Genomic DNA, 16633 nt, shown 5'->3' on the forward strand with positions numbered 1-16633 from the left:
TGCCGGTTATGCGCTGAGGCCGCCGAACAGGGTCGGCATGTCGAGCGGGCGGAAGCCGTAGTGGCTCAACCAGCGGACGTCGGCGTTGAAGAAGTCGCGCAGGTCCGGCATGCCGTATTTGAGCATGGCGATGCGGTCGAGGCCCATGCCCCAGGCAAAGCCCTGGTATTCGTCGGGATCGAGGCCGCCGGCACGCAGCACGTTGGGGTGCACCATGCCGCAGCCGAGGATCTCCATCCAGTCCGTGCCCTCGCCGAACTTGACGATCGGACCCGAGGAGCGGTCACACTGGATATCGACCTCGAAGGACGGCTCCGTGAACGGGAAGAAGGAGGGGCGGAAGCGCATGGTGACGCTGTCGACCTCGAAGAAGGCCTTGCAGAACTCCTCCAGCACCCAGCGCATATTGGCGACGTTCGCCTTCCTGTCGACCACGAGGCCCTCGACCTGGTGGAACATCGGCGAATGGGTGGCGTCCGAATCCTGCCGGTAGGTCTTGCCGGGGATGATGATGCGGATCGGCGGCTTCTGCGCCTCCATCGTGCGCACCTGCACGGGCGAGGTATGCGTGCGCAGCACCTTGCGCGCGCCGTCCTCGTCCGCCGGGAAGAAGAACGTGTCGTGCATTTCGCGGGCCGGATGGCCCTCGGGGAAGTTCAGCGCGGTGAAGTTATAATAGTCGGTCTCGATATCCGGACCTTCGGCAATGGAAAAACCCATGTCGGCGAAGATCGCGGTGATCTCGTCGACGATCTGGCTGATCGGATGGATGCGGCCGCGCTCGGCGGGCGAGGAGCGCACCGGCAGGCTGACGTCCACCGTCTCGGCGGCAAGGCGCGCCTCGATGGCGGCATCGCGCAGCGCCATCTTGCGTTCGGTGATCGCGTCGGCGACGCGGGTCTTCAGCGCGTTGATCGCCGCGCCGCGGGTCTGGCGCTCTTCCGGCGACATGGTGCCGAGCGTCTTCAGGAGCTCGGAGACGGAGCCCTTCTTGCCGAGCGCGCCGACGCGCACGGCTTCGATCGACGCCTCGTCGGAGGCTTCGGCAACGGCGGAAAGGAGGCCATGTTCCAGTGTGTCGAGTTCAGTCATCTTTACCTGCTTTGCTTGCGTCGGCCGCGCGGGCTTGAGAGAACCTGCGACAGATAGCGGGTTGCGGCGAGGAAGCGTCGCAGATCACTACCCATGTGCACGCGCCCGATCAATCGGGTGAGCCATAAAATGTTGGCGGGGACTGCCGGCCCGCCATCCCTCTCCGGCCCGTCGACAAGGCCGGTCCGTAAAGCAAAAACCCGCACCGGTTCCCCGGCGCGGGTTTCACAACGAAACGATGTTTTGGTTGTGGAAGCGCCGGTCAGTTTACGGCGGCTTCAAACTCGTTCTTCATGCCGGCATCCTTGAGATATTCCAGCGCCTTCTTGGCGGCTGCGACGAGCGCGCCGAAAGCTGCGGTCTCATGGATCGCCATGTCGGACAGAACCTTGCGGTCGACTTCGATGCCGGCCTTGTTGAGGCCGTCGATGAAGCGGCCATAGGTCAGGCCGTGCTCGCGGACGGCAGCGTTGATGCGCTGGATCCAGAGCGCGCGGAAATTGCGCTTGTTGACCTTGCGGTCGCGGTAGGCGAACTGCTTGGAACGATCAACCGCGGCCTTGGCGGCGCGGATGGTGTTCTTGCGGCGGCCGTAGAAGCCCTTGGCTGCCTTCAGCGTCTTCTTGTGCTTGGCGTGGGAGGTTACGCCGCGTTTTACACGTGCCATGTCATGATCTCCTTAACGTATCAAATCGCTCGACGAGTCTCAGAGACCGTTCGGCAGGTAGTTCTTGATGACCTTCTTGCCATCGGGCTCGGCCAGCACCATGGTGCCGCGCGCGTCGCGAATGAACTTGTTGGTACGCTTGATCATGCCGTGGCGCTTGCCGGCAGCGGCAGCGACGACCTTGCCGGTCGCGGTGATCTTGAACCGCTTCTTGGCAGACGACTTCGTCTTCATCTTGGGCATTTTGCTACTCCATTCTTCTTGAATTCGAGCCGCGTGACGATGCACGGCTCCAGCGTAAAGAACGGCCACGGCATGCCCTGCCGGACCGTTCGGACGGCGGCTTGTAACCGATGTCCCTCGAAAGCGCAACCGGAATCCTCAAAGCCGGATATCCGGAAGGCAGAAACGGAAAAGCCGCCCCGAAAGGCGGCTTCGATCCGGCGGTCAGGAGTCGCGGTTACCGCGGCGCCAGCACCATCATCATCTGGCGGCCTTCGAGCTTCGGCTCGGCCTCCACCTTGGCAATGGTCAGCGTGTCTTCCTTGACCTGCATCAGGAGCTTCATGCCGAGTTCCTGGTGGGCCATTTCGCGACCGCGGAACTTCAGGGTCACCTTGACCTTGTCGCCCTCTTCGAAGAAGCGGTTCATCGCCTTCATCTTCACGACATAGTCATGCGTGTCGATGTTCGGGCGCATCTTGATTTCCTTGATCTCGACGATCTTCTGCTTCTTGCGCGCTTCGGCCGCCTTCTTCTGGTTGGCGTATTTCAGCTTGCCCAGGTCAAGGATCTTGCAGACGGGCGGTTCGGAGTTCGGCGAAATCTCCACGAGATCGAGGCCGGCTTCTTCGGCCATGCGGAGCGCCTGATCGGTGGGAACGATGCCGTGGTTGGTGCCTTCGGCGTCGATGAGCTGAACCCGGGGGATCCGGATTTCCTTGTTGGAGCGCGGGCCGTCCTTGACGGGGGCTTCCGCTTTGAAGGGTCTGCGAATGGTCGTGTTCTCCTCGAACTGTTTCGATAGTATGGATCTGCGTCGATCGGGCCGATTGCCCGCCTGGCGGCGTTTTCCGGCAATGTGTTGATCGCGCTTGCGAAGTCAATAGCATGCCGCGCGGAAAAAATCACCACCTGTCCTTGCACGCGCGAATCTGGTCTAGCTTGCGCGAAAAAGCCGGCAGGCAGGCGGTTTTGCAGCCGGGACGCAGGACAGGAGATAGGCATGGCGACGACGAACGGCAATGGAAGCGGAGCGGATTTCATCACCGTCGGCGAAGGCGGCGACGCGCGACGGATCGCGCTTTCGCTCCAGCCGCCCGCCGCCGGCAATACGCTCGCCCATTTCGTCTGGCTCGGCGGCTACCGCTCCGACATGACCGGCACCAAGGCGGTGGAGCTGGCCGGACTTGCGGCCCGCCTCGGCACCGGCTGCGTGCGCTTCGACTATTCCGGCCATGGCGCCTCGGGCGGCGCCTTCGTCGACGGCACGATCTCGCGCTGGCTGGAGGAGGCGCTTGCGGTGATCGACCACGCGGCAGGGGCGCTCGGCACGCGCCGCGCCGTGCTCGTCGGCTCTTCGATGGGCGGGTGGATCGCACTGCGCGCCGTCGCGGAACTTGCCGGACGCGGCGACATCGACGTCGCCGGCCTGGTGCTCGTCGCGCCGGCGCCGGACTTCACCTCGGAACTGATCGAGCCGAACCTGACGGAGGCCGAGCGCACGGCGCTGGCCGAGCGCGGCCAGTTCGAGGAGCCGACGCCCTACGGCCCCGACCCGAACATCTACACCAGAAAGCTCATCGAGGACGGCCGCGACAACCGCGTGCTGACCGGCGCGATCGAGACCGGCTGCCCCGTGCATATCCTGCAGGGCATGGCCGATCCGGACGTGCCCTACGGCCATGCGGTGCGCCTGATGGAGCACCTTTCCGGCGACGACGTGGTGCTGACCATGATCCGCGACGGCGACCACCGCCTGTCGCGCCCGCAGGACATCGCCAGGATCCTCGAGGCGGCGGAAGCCCTCGCCCGCGGGCAATGAGGCCCCGGCCGGATCATATTTTAACCATATTCCCGCATCGCCAATTCTCATGATTGACGAAGGCCCCACCTGACCGTTAACTCTTTGTTAACGATTAGGGGACGTTTCATGGCACGAATGATTGGTGCGAAGGCTGGGGTTGCGGCGGTGCTCGCCCTCCTCGTTTCTTCTTCCTCGGCTTTCACCGCACCGGCCTCGGCATTGGCCATGCAGACCGGCGGCATCACGTCCCAGCCGATCGGCCACTACGAATTCTGTCAGACCAACGCTTCGGAGTGCCGCGCCGGCGTGCGCGGCCAGGCGCCCGCCAAGGTGACGGCCTTCGGCTGGACGGTGGTGCGCGAGATCAATGCCGGCACCAACCGCGCCATCACGCCGATGACCGACAAGGACCTCTACGGCAAGGACGAGGTCTGGTCCTATCCGGATGGCGCGGGCGACTGCGAGGATTACGTGCTGCTCAAGCGCAAGAAGCTGATCGAAAAGGGCTTTGCCGCCGGCGACCTGCTGATCACGGTCGTGCGCAAGCCCGACGGCGAAGGCCATGCCGTGCTGACGCTGCGCACCACGGAAGGCGACTTCGTCCTCGACAACCTCAACAACGAGGTCAAGCTCTGGACGGAAACGCCCTATCGCTACCTGAAGCGCCAGGCCTCGTTCCATGCCGGCCGCTGGGTCTCGATCGAAAACGGCGATGCCCTCATGGTGTCGTCGGTCGGCCAGTAAGACACGTTTCCAAGGGGGACTGCGAAGGCCGCGGAGCGATCCGCGGCTTTTGCCGTTATGAAGGGGCCTGTGCCGGAGGCCCCTCGCCGATCCGCTTGTAGAAGAAGGTCGTCGCGCAGAAGCGGCCGTCGGGATAGAGCGCATAGTCGGGAATGACGCCGGCGCGCTGCCAGCCAAGGCGCTCGTAGACCGTTTCGGCGGGACTTCCCGTGGCCGTGTCGAGCACCAGCACGGTCTTGCCGCGCCGGGCGGCTTCCGCCTCCGCGACCGTCATCAGCGCGCGGGCGATGCCGCGGCCGCGCGCGCTTTCCCTGACGAGCAGCTTCTTCACATCCGCCCGGTGCGGCTGGTTCGGCATCTGACGGATGCCGACCTGCACCGTGCCGACGATGCGCCCGGCGCGCTCGGCGGCAAAAAGCAGCGTCGCCCCCGCGCCGACCGCCGCCGCCACCTCCTTCCAGAAGGGCAGCGCATCGGCTGGCCCGTAGGGCGCCATGAAGCCGACGGAGGCCCCGCCGGTCACGCAATCGGCCAGCACCTCCGCCAGCTCGCCCATCCGGGCCTGGGTCTCGTCGGCATCGAGCAGCCTGATGTCGCTCATCTCGTCCTCATGGCTCAGGGGCGGCCGCGGTCCAGCACCACGGCATAATGCGCCGGTTCGTCACCGGGATTTTCGAAGACATGGCCCTCGGTGATGCTCATGTAGAGGCAATCGCCGGGGCGAAGATCGCGCACGGCCTCGCGAAGGGTCATGCGCAGGCGGCCCGAAAACAGCCAGACATGCTGCGTCATGCCGGCCTTGGCCGTCTCCGGCGGATAGGCGATGCGCGCGCCCGGCGGAAAGGTCACGTCGATCACCTCAACGCGCGAGGCCGTGTTGGGCGCAGAGACGGCGCGGCGCTGGTAGCCCGTTTCGGGATCGCGCCAGACCACCTGGTCCTCGCGCCGCGACAGGGGATCGCCCGCCGCCTCGGAGAACGCGAAGAAGGCGGAGAGCGTCAGGTCCAGCGCCGCGCAGAGCCGCGAGAGCAATTGCGCCGTCGGGCTCGCCTCGCCGCGCTCGATGCGCGAGATCATCGCCCGGCTGACGCCGGAAGCGGCCGCAAGGTCGTCCAGCGTCTGGCCGCGCGCCAGGCGCAGCAGCCGCACCCGCTCGCCGATGGCGCTTTCCAGAGGGTCGATCATGATTTCCATTATCATGGAATAATTCTCTCTCATAATGGAGTCAACGGGTCCGACCCTGCCTTGAAAATATTTTCCGGCCATGCCGCTCCGGCGACAATGCGACCTCTTCCCGCCGGCTAAGGTGCCGCAGCGAGAATCGGAGGGCGGGCGGATGACAGGTGAAGCACAGCGGGCGTCCTCGCTCTTTTCCATCACCGCCATCGTCGTTTCGATGACCTTCGTCGCCATCGGCAACGGCGTCATGCTGGCTTATGTGCCCTATGTGCTGTCGCGCGCCGACGCGCCGTCCTGGACGCCTGGCGCCGCCGTCACCGCCATCGCCTTCGGCGGGCTGGTGGGCTGCGTCATCGCCGGTCCCGTCATCCGCCGCGTCGGCCATGCCCGCGCCTTCTCCTGCTCGCTGGCGCTGGTCATCGTCGCCGCCTTCCTCGTCGCGCTCGGCGTCAACCCGATCCTGTGGATCGTCGCCCGCGGCATCTACGGCGTGGCGGGCAATGCGAATTTCATCATCGCCCAGAGCTGGCTGAACCATGCATCCGACAATCGCTGGCGCGGCAAGGCCATGTCCTTCTTCTACATGGCCTATGTGCTGGGGCTCGGCGTCGGCGCGTGGCTGTTCGGCCGCATGCCGGCGGACGGCAACCTCGCGCCGCTCGTCACCATCTTCGTCACCACCATCGCGCTGCTGCCGATCGGCCTCACCAAGCTGCCCACCCCGCCGGCGCCCGCCCGGGTCAGCGTCGATTTCGCCATGGCCTGGCGCAACTCGCCCGTCGCGCTGATCGGCGTGCTCGCCGCCGGCGGCCTTTCCATGGTCGTGCAGGGCTTCACGCCGATCTATGCCGCCACCAACGAGGTCGGCCAGGCGGATGTGGCGCTCCTGATGTTCGTGATGCAGTTCGGCCTCATCTTCGTGCAATACCCGCTCGGCACGCTTTCCGACCGCATCGACCGGCGCATCGTGCTGATCGCCACCTGCCTGCTGATCGCCGGCACCGCGGTCGCCGCCCTCTTCGTCTCCTTCCAGGCCTTCGTCATCCTCATGATCGTCTTCGCGCTCTGGGCAGGCGCCGTCGAGAGCGTCTATTCGATCGCCAATGCCCATGCCAACGACCGCACCGACCCCGAGGACTTCGTGCCGCTCGCCTCGACGCTGCTCGTCGCCTGGTCGACATCGGCGACGCTGGTTCCGCTGGCCGTGACGGCGCTGACCCCGGCCTTCGGTCCGCAGACCTTCATCTATGCCGCCATGGCCGTGGCGCTTCTCTATGCCGCCTTCGTCGCCCAGCGGCTGCGCCTGCGCGAGACCGTGCCGCCGGAGGCGCGGGAGAACTTCGAGATCCGAAGCGCGCAGGTGCCGAATGCCGGCGCGCTCGTCGAAGGCGACAAAGCCCCGGAATAGCGGCGTTCGCGCGCGCGAAACCCTTCATTTACCGCTTTGCGGGAATCTTCCCCGCTGCTATATGGCGCGCATGAGCACCAATAATTCGACGCCCCTCGACCATATCCGCAACTTCTCGATCGTGGCCCATATCGACCACGGCAAGTCGACGCTCGCCGACCGGCTGATCCAGTCGACCGGCGGCCTTGCCGACCGCGAGATGTCGGAACAGGTCCTCGACAACATGGATATCGAGCGCGAGCGCGGCATCACCATCAAGGCCCAGACCGTGCGCCTGCACTACAAGGCGAACGACGGCGAGACCTATGTGCTGAACCTCATCGACACGCCCGGCCACGTCGACTTCGCCTACGAGGTCTCGCGCTCGCTGTCGGCCTGTGAGGGTTCGCTGCTCGTCGTCGACGCCTCGCAGGGCGTGGAAGCCCAGACGCTCGCCAATGTCTACCAGGCGATCGACAACAACCACGAGCTCGTCACCGTGCTCAACAAGATCGACCTGCCGGCGGCCGAGCCCGACCGCATCAAGGAACAGATCGAGGAAGTGATCGGCATCGACGCCTCCGACGCCGTGCTGATCTCGGCCAAGACCGGCCTCGGCATTCCCGACGTGCTCGAAGCCATCGTCAAGCGCCTGCCCGCGCCGAAGAGCGAGGGCGGCGAAAAGGCGCCGCTGAAGGCCCTCCTCGTCGATAGCTGGTACGACACCTATCTCGGCGTCATGGTGCTCGTGCGCGTCATCGAGGGCCGGCTCTCGAAGGGCCAGACCGTGCGCATGATGGGTACGGACGCGAAATACACGGTCGAGCGCGTCGGCGTGCTGACGCCGAAGATGGTGGCCATGGACTCGCTCGGCCCGGGCGAGATCGGCTTCATCACCGCCTCGATCAAGGAAGTGGCCGATACCCGCGTCGGCGACACGATCACCGAGGACAAGCGCCCGACGGCAAAGGCCCTGCCGGGCTTCAAGCCGGCCCAGCCGGTGGTCTTCTGCGGCCTCTTCCCGGTCGATGCGGCCGATTTCGAGGACCTGCGCTCGGCGATGGGCAAGCTGCGCCTCAACGACGCCTCCTTCTCCTTCGAGATGGAAAGCTCCGCCGCCCTCGGCTTCGGCTTCCGCTGCGGCTTCCTCGGCCTGCTGCACCTCGAAATCATCCAGGAGCGCCTGGAGCGCGAGTTCGACCTCGACCTCATCGCGACCGCGCCCTCGGTCGTCTACAAGCTGTTCATGACGGACGGCTCCGAGCGCGAGCTGCATAACCCGGCCGACATGCCCGACGTCGTGAAGATCTCGGAAATCCACGAGCCGTGGATCCGCGCGACGATCCTGACGCCCGACGACTATCTCGGCGGCATCCTGAAGCTCTGCCAGGACCGCCGCGGCATCCAGGTCGAGCTGACCTACGTGGGCACCCGCGCCATGCTGACCTACGACCTGCCGCTCAACGAAGTCGTCTTCGACTTCTACGACCGCCTGAAGTCGATCTCCAAGGGTTACGCCTCGTTCGACTACCAGATCACCGACCACAAGGAAGGCCATCTGGTGAAGATGTCGATCCTCGTCAACGGCGAGCCGGTCGATGCGCTGTCCATGATGGTGCACCGCATGGCGGCGGAAAAGCGCGGCCGCGACATGTGCGAAAAGCTCAAGGAGCTGATCCCGAAGCATATGTTCAAGATCCCGATCCAGGCCGCCATCGGCGGCAACGTGATCGCCCGCGAGACCATTTCGGCGCTGCGCAAGGACGTCACCGCCAAATGCTACGGCGGCGACGCCACCCGCAAGCGCAAGCTGCTCGACAAGCAGAAGGCCGGCAAGAAGCGCATGCGCCAGTTCGGCAAGGTGGAGATCCCGCAGGAAGCCTTCATCGCCGCGCTCAAGATGGGCGACGAATAAAACGGAAAGACCCGCGCCGAAGCCATGCCGCTTCGGCCGGCCATGCGTCAGGCGACTTGGCGCGTTGCGACGGGAACGATCGTCGCCACCCAGGCGCGCGCGATGGCAAGGCCCGTGGCGTCGGCGTCCGGACCGCTTTCCTCGGCCAGCGCGGCGTGCCGTGCGAGCCAGCCCGGCTGGCGCGATTCGATGAGCTGCGGGAAGGCTTCCACCCAGCCGTCCACCACCGCCCGGCTCGCCTCGAAATGGAATTGCGTGCCGTAGGTGGCGCGGCCGATGCGGAAAGCCTGGTTTTCGGCGGCGCCGTTGCCGGCAAGACGCACCGCATCGTCCGGCAGGGTGAACGTGTCGTCATGCCACTGGAAGATGGGGAACGCGCCGGCCGCCGCCGAGAGCACCGGATCGCCCGCGCCGTCCTTCGTCAGCGCCACCGTGCACCAGCCGAATTCCGGCGCCGCGCCGATCAGGTTCTCCGCGCCATAGGCCCGCGCGAGAAGCTGGCTGCCGAGACAGACGCCGAGCACGGACTTGTCCGCATCGCCGAAACGGCGCATCAGCGCGGCGAGCACCGGCAGATAGCCGTGGCGCGCGTCGTCGCGGGCGTTCTGCGGGCCGCCCATGACGACGATGGCGTCGTGGGCCGCATCATCCGCCGGAACGGCATCGCCGGCATGGGGGCGGCAGAGGTCGATCTCGGCGCCCGCCTCCGCCAGCGCGACGCCGACCTGCCCGAGCAGCGTCACCTTGTCGTTTTCCACCACCAGAACCCGCATGCCGAACTCCCTCGTCTCGATATCGCGCGACACAACCATGCCTGCCGCCGTCGTTCAAGGCTCCCGGACGGAAAGAACCCGGCTCTTTCGAGCCGGGCAAGGCGGGGAGGATCGGCGGAAGGAAGCGATCAGCGGCAGACGCGGATCTTCTGGATCACGACGTTGCCGTAGTAGTCGTAGGACTTCACCTTCTTGATGAAGCAATGGGGCTGGTAGCCGTAGCTGTAGTAGCCGGCCTGCGAGGGGGCGGCGAAGGAAACGGCGGCAACGAGGACGAGGGTGGCGGAAACGATGATCTTGCGCATGGGGTCTCTCCTGATCTCTTCTGGATGAGCCTCTCTCATCCGGTGATCAGAAGGTCTCACATCGCCCTGCCCGCCGCTGTTCCGCGGGAAACAGGCGTCGCGCGCCGCTGCGGATCCGCCTTCAGGCAAGCTCCTTGAAGAGGACGTTCTGGTCCGGAAGATAGCGGGAGAAGAGCGGCAGGCTCGCCCCGCCGATCGAGCGCGCGGCGCTGCCGACGGCGCCCTCGACGATCTCGGGCAGCGTGACGCCCTGGAGGTCGAGGCGGGCGGCGGCGGCCCGCGTCGCCGCGACCACGCGCTCGCGCACCCAGGCGGGAAAGCCGCCGTCGATGATGACGGCGGAGAAGTCGATGACGGAGGCAGCGGCGACGGCGGCCTGGGCCAGCGCGGCCGCCATGTCCTCGATCCAGATTTCCAGCGGCTCGCCGAAGTCGATCCAGCCATCCGGCGAATACCACAGCGGCTTCGGATCGATGCCGTGCTCGCGCAGGAGGTTTTCCAGGCGGTAGATCGAGGCGATCTTCAGGAGCTGCACCGTCTCGCCGTTGCGGCCCTGCACCGGCAGGGGGCCGATGGCACCCGCCGTGCCGGTGCGGCCGGTGAAGAGCGCCGAATTCAGCACCACGCCGCCGCCGATGAAGGAGCCGATGAAGAGATAGAGGAAATCGGGATATTGCGGGCCGAGGCCGAAGACGAGCTCGGCGGCGCAGGCGCTCGTCGCGTCGTTCTGGAGCGCGACGGGATAGGCAACGCGGCTTGCGATCTCCGCCTCCAGGTCGAAGGCGCGCCACTGGTCCATGTCGGCCTGCGGCGCGCCCACCTCGCTCGCCCAGCTCCACAATTCGAACGGTGCGGCGATGCCGAAGCCGGCGATGCGCGCGCGCTCCTCCGGCGTGATTGCCGCCTCCAGTTCGGCAAGCCCCTCCACGACGAAGGCGAGCAGCGGGCCGGGCATGGGATAGGCGAAGGTGCGGCGCACCTGCCGGCGGATGCCGCCCACGAAATCCATCATGACGAGGTCGGCGCTGCGGCGCCCGATCTTCAGGCCGAAGGAATAGACGGCATCGGGATTGAGCCGCATGGGCACGGAGGGCTGGCCGACCTTGCCGCGCATCGGCTCGCCGCGCATCAAGAGCCCCTCGGCCTCCAGCACGCGCATGATGACGGTGACGGTCTGGGCGGAGAGGCCGCTGCGCCGGGCGATCTCGGCCTTCGACAGGCTGCCGTGCCGGCGCACCAGCGACATGACGAGGCGCTCGTTATAGGCCCGCACGCGCACCTGGTTGGCGCCCCCGCTCGGATCGAGGATTTCGGCCGGCACGGCTTGTGCCGTCGCGTCCTGTCTTATCATCGTCTCCTCCCGTGCCGGACCGGACGCCGCGCGCCCTTAGCGTCCTCTTATCGACTGGCGTTCCGCTTCTCCACCGGAAATGCGCAGCGGGGCCTTCCGCCCGATCTTGCCGCAAGCATGCCATATCGAATAAATAATTCAATTCGATTTATTTATTGACAGCCATTTCCTTTGGTGTTTTCTTGGAGACGGAAGCGAGGATCGGCCGGCAGAGGAACTGCCCGCCCCCCTGCGACCGGATCGCCCCAGGAGAGGGGCGTGTCCTGTTTCGTCCTTGGGAGGATACCATGAAGAAAACCGTCATTTCCGCCGCTCTCGGTGCGCTCGCGCTCGGCGTCGCCTTTTCCGCGCCGGCCGCCGCCGCCGACACCACGGCCTGCCTGATCACCAAGACCGACACCAACCCGTTCTTCGTCAAGATGAAGGAAGGCGCCGAAGCCAAGGCCAAGGAACTCGGCGTGACGCTGAAGGCCTATGCCGGCAAGATCGACGGCGATTCGGAAAGCCAGGTCGCGGCGATCGAGACCTGCATCGCCGACGGCGCCAAGGGCATCCTGATCGCCGCCTCCGACACGAAGGGCATCGTCCCCTCCGTGCAGAAGGCGCGTGATGCAGGCCTGCTCGTCATCGCGCTCGACACGCCGCTCGAGCCGCTCGACAGCGCCGACATGACCTTCGCCACCGACAACCTGCTGGCCGGCGAACTGATCGGCAAATGGGCCGCCGCGACGCTCGGCGATGCCGCCAAGGACGCGAAGATCGCCTTCCTGAACCTGACGCCCTCGCAGCCCTCGGTCGACGTCCTGCGCAACCAGGGCTTCATGAAGGGCTTCGGCATCGACGTGAAGGACATTTCCAAGATCGGCGACGAGGACGATGCCCGCATCGTCGGCCATGACGTGACCAACGGCAACGAGGAGGGCGGCCGCACCGCCATGGAGAACCTTCTCCAGAAGGACCCGTCCATCAATGTCGTTCACACGATCAACGAACCGGCCGCTGCCGGCGCCTATGAAGCGCTGAAGGCCGTCGGCAAGGAAGGCGACGTGCTGATCGTTTCCGTCGATGGCGGTTGCCCGGGCGTGCAGAACGTCGCCGACGGCGTGATCGGCGCGACCTCGCAGCAGTACCCGCTGATGATGGCCGCCCTCGGCATCGAGGCCATCAAGACCTTCGCCGACACCGGCGAGAAGCCGAAGGCCACCGAAGGCAAGGACTTCTTCGACACGGGCGTGACGCTCGTCACCGACAAGCCTGCGGCAGGCGTCGAATCCATCGACACCAAGGCCGGCAAGGACAAGTGCTGGGGTTGATGCCCCCGCCGGCCCGGCTTGACCGGGCCGGCTTTCCGCTTTGGACGCGGATCGGGTCGCGGCAAAGACCGACCCTGCTTTGACATTCGCAACGAGACATGGGCACTTTTCCTCACGGGGGGCACGACGGCAATGGCCGGACCGCCCGCAGGAGGAGACCGCCCGCAGATGGCGGCAGGTGCGCGAAGCGCTCTACCGATGCGTCCATGCACCGTTTCATCCGGCAAGCCGCGACGGTCGGCGCCGGAAGGGGAGGAAAATCATGAGTGAGACATCGACGGCCTCGCAGCCTTCGCAGGAATTCGAGAAGGTGCTGACCGGCAGCGCGACGCAGGTCGCCTCCTTCGACACGCACGACAAGACACCCATCCAGAAATTCCAGCATTTCCTGCACGGCAGCCCCTCCGCGGTGCCGCTCATCGTGCTCGTGCTTTCGGTCGCGGTGTTCGGCATCATGCTCGGCGGCAAGTTCTTTTCCGCCTTCACGCTGACGCTCATCCTCCAGCAGGTGGCGATCGTCGGCATCGTCGGCGCGGCGCAGACCCTGGTGATCCTGACCGCCGGCATCGACCTTTCGGTCGGCGCCATCATGGTGCTGTCCTCCGTCGTGATGGGCCAGTTCACCTTCCGCTACGGCCTGCCGCCGGTGGCGGCGGTCGCCTGCGGGCTCGCCTGCGGCGCATTCTGCGGCTATGTCAACGGCCTGCTCGTCGCCCGCATGAAGCTGCCGCCTTTCATCGTCACGCTCGGCATGTGGCAGATCATCCTCGCCTCGAACTTCCTTTATTCGGCCAACGAGACGATCCGCTCGCAGGACATCTCCTCGCAGGCGCCGCTCCTCCAGTTCTTCGGCAACAATATCAAGCTCGGCAGTGCGGTCTTCACCTACGGCGTCATCGCCATGGTGCTGCTCGTCGCCCTGCTCTGGTACGTGCTGAACCACACCGCCTGGGGCCGCCATGTCTATGCGGTCGGCGACGACCCCGACGCAGCCGAGCTTGCCGGCGTCAACGTCAAGCGCATGCTTGTCTCGGTCTATACGCTGTCCGGCCTCATCTGCGCGCTCGCCGGCTGGGCCCTCATCGGCCGCATCGGCTCGGTCTCGCCCACCGCCGGCCAGTTTGCCAACATCGAATCGATCACCGCCGTGGTGATCGGCGGCCTCTCGCTGTTCGGCGGGCGCGGCTCGATCCTCGGCATGATCTTCGGGGCGCTGATCGTCGGCGTCTTCTCGCTCGGCCTTCGCCTCATCGGCACGGACCCGCAATGGACCTATCTGCTGATCGGCGTCCTCATCATCTCGGCGGTCGCAATCGACCAGTGGATCAGAAAGGTAGCAGGCTGATGGCACTCGAACCCATTCTCACCGCCCGCGGACTGGTCAAGCGCTACGGCCGCGTCACCGCCCTCGACCATGCGGACTTCGACCTCTATCCCGGCGAGATCCTCGCCGTGATCGGCGACAACGGCGCGGGCAAGTCCTCGATGATCAAGGCGATATCCGGCGCCATCTCGCCGGACGAAGGCGAAATCCGCCTGGAAGGCAAGCCGATCAACTTCCGTTCGCCGATCGAGGCGCAGAAGGCCGGCATCGAGACCGTCTACCAGAACCTCGCGCTCTCCCCGGCCCTGTCGATCGCCGACAACATGTTCCTCGGCCGCGAGATCCGCAAACCGGGCGTCATGGGCAGCGTGTTCCGCAAGCTCGACCGTTCGGCAATGGAGAAGTTCGCCCGCGACAAGCTCTCCGAGCTCGGACTGATGACGATCCAGAACATCAACCAGGCGGTGGAGACGCTCTCGGGCGGCCAGCGCCAGGGTGTCGCGGTGGCGCGCGCCGCCGCCTTCGGCTCGAAGGTCATCATCCTCGACGAACCGACGGCGGCACTCGGCGTCAAGGAGAGCCGGCGCGTCCTGGAACTCATCCTCGACGTGCGCCGGCGCGGCATCCCGATCGTGCTCATCTCGCACAACATGCCGCATGTCTTCGAGGTGGCGGACCGCATCCACATCCACCGGCTCGGCCGGCGGCTGACGGTCATCGACCCGAAGGACTACACCATGTCCGACGCCGTCGCCTTCATGACCGGCGCCAAGCTGCCTTCGGAGGCGATGGCGGCATGATCGCACCCGCTACGATCGTCGATGCAATCCAGCGGCGCGCCGGGGACGCGCGCCGTTTCCTCGTGGGCCTCGCCGGCCCGCCGGCCGCCGGCAAGTCGACGCTGGCCGAGGTGCTGAGGGACGGTCTGAGCGCCCGTGGCGAGACGGCGGAAATCCTGCCGATGGACGGTTTCCACATGGACAACGGCATTCTCGCCGCGCGCGGGCTCCTCCAGCGCAAGGGCGTGCCGGAATCCTTCGACGGGCGCGGCTTCATCGATATCGTCACGGCGCTGAAACGCGGCGACGGCGAAGTCCTCGTGCCGGTCTTCGACCGGTCGCGGGAACTCGCCGTCAACGCCGCCCGCGCCATCCCGCAGCAGACCCGCTTCATCCTCGCCGAAGGCAACTACCTGCTCTTCAAGGATGCGCCCTGGGACCGGCTGGCCGGCGTCTTCGACTTCACCATCTTCGTCGGCCCGCCCTACAAAGTGCTGGAAGAGCGGCTTCGCCAGCGCTGGATGGGCTATGCGCTGCCGGAGGACCAGATCCACTGGAAGCTCTACGGCAACGACCTGCCGAACGGAAAGCGCATCCTGGAGAATTCCAGGCCCGCCGACCTCACCATCGACATCTTCTGAAGCGATTGTCCTTCCGCCCCCCGGATGCTATCGCAGCCCGCACAGACGGGGAGCAACGCCGATGACCACAGAACTCACCATCCGCCGGCCGGACGACTGGCACCTGCACCTGCGCGACGGGGCCATGCTGGAGGGCGTGATCGGCGATACCAGCCGGCACTTCGCCCGCGCGATCATCATGCCCAACCTCGTGCCGCCGGTCGTCACCACCGCGGATGCGAGCGCCTATCGCGACCGCATCCTCGCCGCCCTTCCCGAGGGCGACCGGTTCGAACCGCTGATGACGCTGTACCTCACCGAGCACACCGATCCCGACGACGTCGAAGCCGGCTATGCGAGCGGCCTCATCCGCGCCGTCAAACTCTACCCCGCCGGCGCGACGACCAATTCGCATGGCGGCGTGCGCGACATGGACAAGGCGATGCCCGTGTTGGAGCGCATGGCGAAGATCGGCCTGACGCTCTGCGTGCACGGCGAGGTGACGACGCCCGAGGTCGACATCTTCGACCGCGAGGCCGTGTTCATCGAGACGGTGCTCGATCCGCTGCGCACCCGCCTTCCGGACCTGCGCGTGACCATGGAGCATGTGACGACGAGGAACGGGGTCGACTATATCAGGTCCGCCAGGGCGAACCTTGCCGGCTCGATCACCACGCATCACCTCATCATCAACCGCAACGCGATCCTCGTCGGCGGCATCAAGCCGCATTACTACTGCCTGCCCGTCGCCAAGCGCGAGGAGCACCGGCTGGCGCTGCGCGCCGCCGCGACCTCCGGCGACCAGCGCTTCTTCCTCGGCACCGATTCCGCGCCGCATGTCGATCCGCTGAAGGAATGCGCCTGCGGCTGCGCCGGCGTCTATACCTCGATCAACACGATGAGCTGCCTTGCCCATGTCTTCGAGGAGAACGGCGCACTCGACAGGCTCGAAGCCTTCGCCTCGCTGAACGGTCCCGCCTGGTACGGCCTGCCCGTCAACCGGGAGACGATCCGCCTCGTCCGGCGCGCGGAGCCCGTCGCCTTCCCGGCGAAGGTCGACACGGGCGCAGGGCCGGTGACGGTATTCGACCCGATGTTCCCGCTGCACTGGGACGTCGCCTGAGCAGTTCCAGTAGGAATGCGCAGCGGCTTTGCGTC

At 66.1% G+C, this 16633-nt stretch carries 18 protein-coding genes; 9 read left to right on the plus strand and 9 right to left on the minus strand.

Features of this window, described 5'->3' with window-relative positions:
- Positions 1-6: 6 nt before the first annotated feature.
- The 4 genes from pheS to infC all read right to left on the minus strand — a co-directional run bounded on the left by pheS (position 7) and on the right by infC (position 2756).
- The gene (pheS, locus tag AB3G45_RS24845) at positions 7-1092 is read right to left on the minus strand and encodes a phenylalanine--tRNA ligase subunit alpha (RefSeq protein ID WP_367833073.1); all 1086 of its coding nucleotides are present in this window, start codon (positions 1090-1092) and stop codon (positions 7-9) included.
- A gap of 262 nt (positions 1093-1354) precedes the next feature.
- Entirely contained in the window at positions 1355-1759 is a 405-nt protein-coding gene (gene rplT, locus AB3G45_RS24850; RefSeq protein ID WP_367833074.1) for a 50S ribosomal protein L20, read from the minus strand.
- A 39-nt stretch (positions 1760-1798) separates the two neighbouring features.
- Positions 1799-2002: a 50S ribosomal protein L35 gene (gene rpmI, locus AB3G45_RS24855; RefSeq protein ID WP_024270153.1), complete on the minus strand. Its 204-nt coding sequence runs from the start codon at positions 2000-2002 to the stop codon at positions 1799-1801.
- A gap of 217 nt (positions 2003-2219) precedes the next feature.
- The gene (infC, locus tag AB3G45_RS24860) at positions 2220-2756 is read right to left on the minus strand and encodes a translation initiation factor IF-3 (RefSeq protein ID WP_367833668.1); all 537 of its coding nucleotides are present in this window, start codon (positions 2754-2756) and stop codon (positions 2220-2222) included.
- A gap of 228 nt (positions 2757-2984) precedes the next feature.
- On the opposite strand from infC, the gene AB3G45_RS24865 reads away from it, so the two are divergent.
- Positions 2985-3803, plus strand: a complete 819-nt coding sequence (locus AB3G45_RS24865; protein WP_367833075.1) for an alpha/beta hydrolase — start codon at positions 2985-2987, stop codon at positions 3801-3803.
- 108 nt (positions 3804-3911) lie between these two features.
- Entirely contained in the window at positions 3912-4529 is a 618-nt protein-coding gene (locus AB3G45_RS24870) for a transglutaminase-like cysteine peptidase (protein ID WP_367833076.1), read from the plus strand.
- A gap of 55 nt (positions 4530-4584) precedes the next feature.
- Here AB3G45_RS24870 and AB3G45_RS24875 read toward each other — a convergent pair whose 3' ends face one another.
- Together AB3G45_RS24875 and AB3G45_RS24880 are read right to left on the minus strand one after the other, a co-directional pair.
- On the minus strand, positions 4585-5130 hold the full coding sequence (locus AB3G45_RS24875; protein ID WP_367833077.1) for an N-acetyltransferase family protein: 546 nt from the start codon (positions 5128-5130) through the stop codon (positions 4585-4587).
- A gap of 14 nt (positions 5131-5144) precedes the next feature.
- Complete coding sequence (locus AB3G45_RS24880; RefSeq protein ID WP_367833669.1) at positions 5145-5714, minus strand: helix-turn-helix domain-containing protein; 570 nt, start codon at positions 5712-5714, stop codon at positions 5145-5147.
- A gap of 151 nt (positions 5715-5865) precedes the next feature.
- Between AB3G45_RS24880 and AB3G45_RS24885 the strand changes: the two genes are divergently transcribed.
- Together AB3G45_RS24885 and lepA are read left to right on the plus strand one after the other, a co-directional pair.
- On the plus strand, positions 5866-7116 hold the full coding sequence (locus AB3G45_RS24885) for an MFS transporter (protein WP_367833078.1): 1251 nt from the start codon (positions 5866-5868) through the stop codon (positions 7114-7116).
- A 61-nt stretch (positions 7117-7177) separates the two neighbouring features.
- The gene (gene lepA / locus AB3G45_RS24890) at positions 7178-9010 is read left to right on the plus strand and encodes a translation elongation factor 4 (RefSeq protein WP_367833079.1); all 1833 of its coding nucleotides are present in this window, start codon (positions 7178-7180) and stop codon (positions 9008-9010) included.
- A 47-nt stretch (positions 9011-9057) separates the two neighbouring features.
- Here the strand turns inward: lepA and AB3G45_RS24895 are convergent, their stop codons facing one another.
- The 3 genes from AB3G45_RS24895 to AB3G45_RS24905 form a co-directional block, all read right to left on the minus strand.
- On the minus strand, positions 9058-9783 hold the full coding sequence (locus tag AB3G45_RS24895; RefSeq protein ID WP_367833670.1) for a type 1 glutamine amidotransferase: 726 nt from the start codon (positions 9781-9783) through the stop codon (positions 9058-9060).
- Between the two features lie 128 nt (positions 9784-9911).
- Positions 9912-10088, minus strand: coding sequence for a hypothetical protein (locus AB3G45_RS24900; protein WP_367833080.1), 177 nt, complete (start codon positions 10086-10088; stop codon positions 9912-9914).
- A gap of 121 nt (positions 10089-10209) precedes the next feature.
- Positions 10210-11439, minus strand: coding sequence for an ROK family transcriptional regulator (locus AB3G45_RS24905; protein WP_367833081.1), 1230 nt, complete (start codon positions 11437-11439; stop codon positions 10210-10212).
- A gap of 287 nt (positions 11440-11726) precedes the next feature.
- On the opposite strand from AB3G45_RS24905, the gene AB3G45_RS24910 reads away from it, so the two are divergent.
- The 5 genes from AB3G45_RS24910 (at position 11727) to pyrC (ending at position 16598) form a co-directional block, all read left to right on the plus strand.
- Entirely contained in the window at positions 11727-12752 is a 1026-nt protein-coding gene (locus tag AB3G45_RS24910) for a sugar ABC transporter substrate-binding protein (protein ID WP_367833082.1), read from the plus strand.
- A gap of 262 nt (positions 12753-13014) precedes the next feature.
- The gene (locus tag AB3G45_RS24915) at positions 13015-14097 is read left to right on the plus strand and encodes an ABC transporter permease (RefSeq protein WP_367833083.1); all 1083 of its coding nucleotides are present in this window, start codon (positions 13015-13017) and stop codon (positions 14095-14097) included.
- On the plus strand, positions 14097-14876 hold the full coding sequence (locus tag AB3G45_RS24920) for an ATP-binding cassette domain-containing protein (RefSeq protein WP_367833084.1): 780 nt from the start codon (positions 14097-14099) through the stop codon (positions 14874-14876). Before AB3G45_RS24915 ends, AB3G45_RS24920 begins: the two co-directional genes overlap by 1 nt.
- Complete coding sequence (locus AB3G45_RS24925; RefSeq protein ID WP_367833085.1) at positions 14873-15496, plus strand: nucleoside triphosphate hydrolase; 624 nt, start codon at positions 14873-14875, stop codon at positions 15494-15496. The genes AB3G45_RS24920 and AB3G45_RS24925 overlap by 4 nt, the downstream gene beginning before the upstream one ends.
- Before the next feature lie 61 nt (positions 15497-15557).
- A complete protein-coding gene (gene pyrC, locus AB3G45_RS24930) occupies positions 15558-16598 on the plus strand; it encodes a dihydroorotase (protein ID WP_367833086.1) in 1041 nt (346 codons plus the stop codon).
- The last annotated feature ends 35 nt before the right edge of the window (positions 16599-16633 follow it).

The sequence above is a fragment of the Shinella sp. S4-D37 genome, assembly GCF_040812195.1.
Lineage (GTDB): Bacteria > Pseudomonadota > Alphaproteobacteria > Rhizobiales > Rhizobiaceae > Shinella.

What these genes read in the sequence shown, in the direction of transcription:
- pheS (WP_367833073.1), bottom strand. Translation starts at nt 1,092, where the DNA reads ATGACTGAACTCGACACACTGGAACATGGCCTCCTTTCCGCCGTTGCC.
- rplT (WP_367833074.1), bottom strand. Translation starts at nt 1,759, where the DNA reads ATGGCACGTGTAAAACGCGGCGTAACCTCCCACGCCAAGCACAAGAAG.
- rpmI (WP_024270153.1), bottom strand. Translation starts at nt 2,002, where the DNA reads ATGCCCAAGATGAAGACGAAGTCGTCTGCCAAGAAGCGGTTCAAGATC.
- AB3G45_RS24865 (WP_367833075.1), top strand. Translation starts at nt 2,985, where the DNA reads ATGGCGACGACGAACGGCAATGGAAGCGGAGCGGATTTCATCACCGTC.
- AB3G45_RS24870 (WP_367833076.1), top strand. Translation starts at nt 3,912, where the DNA reads ATGGCACGAATGATTGGTGCGAAGGCTGGGGTTGCGGCGGTGCTCGCC.
- AB3G45_RS24875 (WP_367833077.1), bottom strand. Translation starts at nt 5,130, where the DNA reads ATGAGCGACATCAGGCTGCTCGATGCCGACGAGACCCAGGCCCGGATG.
- AB3G45_RS24880 (WP_367833669.1), bottom strand. Translation starts at nt 5,714, where the DNA reads ATGATCGACCCTCTGGAAAGCGCCATCGGCGAGCGGGTGCGGCTGCTG.
- AB3G45_RS24885 (WP_367833078.1), top strand. Translation starts at nt 5,866, where the DNA reads ATGACAGGTGAAGCACAGCGGGCGTCCTCGCTCTTTTCCATCACCGCC.
- lepA (WP_367833079.1), top strand. Translation starts at nt 7,178, where the DNA reads ATGGCGCGCATGAGCACCAATAATTCGACGCCCCTCGACCATATCCGC.
- AB3G45_RS24895 (WP_367833670.1), bottom strand. Translation starts at nt 9,783, where the DNA reads ATGCGGGTTCTGGTGGTGGAAAACGACAAGGTGACGCTGCTCGGGCAG.
- AB3G45_RS24900 (WP_367833080.1), bottom strand. Translation starts at nt 10,088, where the DNA reads ATGCGCAAGATCATCGTTTCCGCCACCCTCGTCCTCGTTGCCGCCGTT.
- AB3G45_RS24905 (WP_367833081.1), bottom strand. Translation starts at nt 11,439, where the DNA reads ATGATAAGACAGGACGCGACGGCACAAGCCGTGCCGGCCGAAATCCTC.
- AB3G45_RS24910 (WP_367833082.1), top strand. Translation starts at nt 11,727, where the DNA reads ATGAAGAAAACCGTCATTTCCGCCGCTCTCGGTGCGCTCGCGCTCGGC.
- AB3G45_RS24915 (WP_367833083.1), top strand. Translation starts at nt 13,015, where the DNA reads ATGAGTGAGACATCGACGGCCTCGCAGCCTTCGCAGGAATTCGAGAAG.
- AB3G45_RS24920 (WP_367833084.1), top strand. Translation starts at nt 14,097, where the DNA reads ATGGCACTCGAACCCATTCTCACCGCCCGCGGACTGGTCAAGCGCTAC.
- AB3G45_RS24925 (WP_367833085.1), top strand. Translation starts at nt 14,873, where the DNA reads ATGATCGCACCCGCTACGATCGTCGATGCAATCCAGCGGCGCGCCGGG.
- pyrC (WP_367833086.1), top strand. Translation starts at nt 15,558, where the DNA reads ATGACCACAGAACTCACCATCCGCCGGCCGGACGACTGGCACCTGCAC.